Below are 2,709 nucleotides of genomic sequence, written 5' to 3'. Positions count from 1 at the left end.
GAAGTCGATGAGAAGCAGCTCAGAATGGAAGAGGCAGATACACCCACCCGCCTCCTCTTCATGCCTGCCTTTTATGAGTATGCAGGAGGGATTGATATCAGAACGATCCCGGAGAGTGGATTATCCCCTCTTTCACGGAGTATCAGGATAGAAACAGCCGAGGTGTTTCTTCAGGATGGAACCTATATCGACACCCTCGGATCCCTCAGATCCGATCCATATTATCGCTCTTCTGCATGAGCGGATCAGGGATGCCCTTGACAAACGGGGGTTTAATGATCTCTCTGAGATCCAGCTCCGCGCAATCCCTCCCCTGCTTCGGGGTGAACATCAGATCCTGATCGCTCCAACCGGCACAGGGAAGACGGAGAGCGCGATGCTCCCGATCTTCCACTCACTCCTCACAATGAAGGAGCGGCAGGGTTTTTCGGCCCTCTATATCACCCCGCTCCGATCACTAAACCGGAACATGCTCTCCCGTCTCACCTGGTGGTGCGGGGAGCTTGGTTTGTCTGTCGGGGTGCGGCATGGCGATACCACCATTGCAGAGCGGCGGAAACAGGCACTTAAACCCCCGGATCTTCTGATCACAACTCCTGAAACAGTCCAGTCGATGCTGATGGGATCCCGTCTCCGGCAGCATCTTGGGGGTGTAAGGCATGTGATCGTCGATGAGATCCATGAACTTGCCGATGGCAAGCGGGGAGTGCAGCTTGCTATTGCACTCGAACGGATCTGCGAATATGCAGGGGAATTCCAGCGGATCGGGATCTCGGCAACGGTCGGAAATCCCGAGACAGTCGGATTCTGCCTCTGTGGAGAGCGGCCTTTTTCAATCATTGAAGTGCCGGTTGCATCCCGCCTCTCTCTCCGTGTCCTTTTTGGAGGAGACAGGTTTGATGGCCAGGTGGAGAAGATCGAGGATTCGATCGAAGGTGCCGGTTCATCACTTGTCTTCGTCAATACCAGATCAGTAGCTGAAGCTATCGGCCATCACCTCATACCACGCGGAGATGTAGAAATACATCATGGATCACTCTCAAAGGAGGTCAGGATCGATGCCGAGGACCGGTTCTCAAAAGGCCAGATCAGAACACTTGTCTGTACCAGTTCGATGGAGCTTGGGATCGATATCGGGCATATCGATCATGTGATCCAGTTTGGATCCCCCCGCGATGTCGCACGCCTGATCCAAAGGGTCGGGAGGGCCGGACACCGAATCGACCAGATCTCACGGGGAACGATCATTGCAACCGGTTTCGACGACCTCCTCGAATCACTCGTCATTGCACGGCGGGCAGTTTTGAATAAGACCGAGCCGGTTATCCCGCCCTGCTGTCCGGCCGATGTGATCGCAAACCAGGTTGCTGCAATCGCTGTTGAGCGGGGGGAATGTGGGATTGAGGTGATCCGCAGGATCTTTTCAGGAGCATGGCCGGTATCTGACTGCGGAAGCCTGCTTGACGACTGCATCAGCCGGATGGAGGAGCACCGCCTGATCCGAAGAGAGGGAAATGTGTTAATAAAAACCGGCAGAGCCCGGAAGTACCTCACCACAAACCTCTCGATGATCACCGATGAGCGGAAGTTCCGGATCATCGATTATGTGACCCGGAGGACGATAGGCACCCTTGACGAGTCATTTGTCGTCGGGTGGATTCATACCGGCGCCATCTTCATCACCCGCGGCAGGCTCTGGCGGGTGCTTGAAGTACTTGAAGATGCGATCACCGTCGAACCTGCACCAAAGAGCATGGGTGAGCTCCCATCATGGGAAGGGGAACAGATCCCGGTGCCCTTTGAGGTTGCAGAGGAGGTTGGTCAGCTCAGGAGAACCCGGTGCTTTGCCGAATATGGAGCTGATGCAGAATCAGTTGCGTATATAAACAGAATCCTCTCAGAGATGGATAAGAACAGAACCCCTGTTCCAACCGATCAGCTGGTGATGCTCGAACATTCCAAAGAGGGGGTGATCGTGAATATCTGTGGAGGCCATAAGGCAAATGAAGCCCTCGGGCGTGCCCTCTCCATCCTGATATCCGCACGGTATGGAACAAGTGTCGGGATCGAGGTGAATGCCTACAGGATTTTTCTGCGGCTGCCAAAACATATCGGAGCGCAGGATGTCAGGGAGATTCTTTCTTCTCTTGAAGGAGAACACATCGAGGCGATCCTGAGGATTGCGATGAGAAAGACCGCTCTCTATAAGTGGAAGCTGGTTGGTGTTGCAAAGAAGTTCGGGGCGATCGATTCGGATGCCGAATATGACAAGATCAGCCTCTATCGCTTAAGCGAACATTTTGATGGCAGCGTGATCGAACAGGAGGTATACCGTGAGCTCTTCAGCAGGTACATGGATGCGGGGGCAGCAGGCAGGCTCATCTCCCGGATACGTTCAGGGGAGATCGAGATCCGCATCGGGCCGCTCTCCATCATCGGTTCAGAGGGGCTCTTTTCTTCACGGGATCTGATCGCTCCGCCAGATATGGATCAGGCGGTGATCGCTGCATTGAAACGGCGGCTGGATGCACAGGAGGTGATACTCGCCTGTATGAATTGCCGGGGGTGGAAGAAGAAGACGATTCTGGAACGGGTTGAGGATCACCCGGAATGTCCAAAATGCGGAGCCCGGCTTATCGCTGCCGTCAAGCCGTATGAAGAGGAGAATATTCTGATCACCAGGAAAAAGAAGAAGACACCTGAGGAGAA

Annotated in this window: 1 protein-coding gene and 1 pseudogene; both read left to right on the top strand. The window is 54.2% G+C overall.

Annotation, left to right across the window (positions count from 1 at the left end; translation table 11 throughout):
* Nucleotides 1–240: pseudogene (locus tag QCH34_RS10260) on the top strand (hypothetical protein); the annotation flags it as partial.
* A partial coding sequence (locus QCH34_RS10255) for a DEAD/DEAH box helicase (RefSeq protein WP_300333761.1) occupies nt 176–2,709 on the top strand: 2,534 nt, incomplete at its 3' end. The pseudogene QCH34_RS10260 and the gene QCH34_RS10255, both read left to right, overlap by 65 nt.

The organism is Methanocalculus sp., from assembly GCF_029762515.1.
Classification (GTDB): Archaea; Halobacteriota; Methanomicrobia; order Methanomicrobiales; family Methanocorpusculaceae; genus Methanocalculus.
Note: the sequence above shows the minus strand (reverse complement) of the source record. Positions and strands in the feature narration are given on the sequence as shown.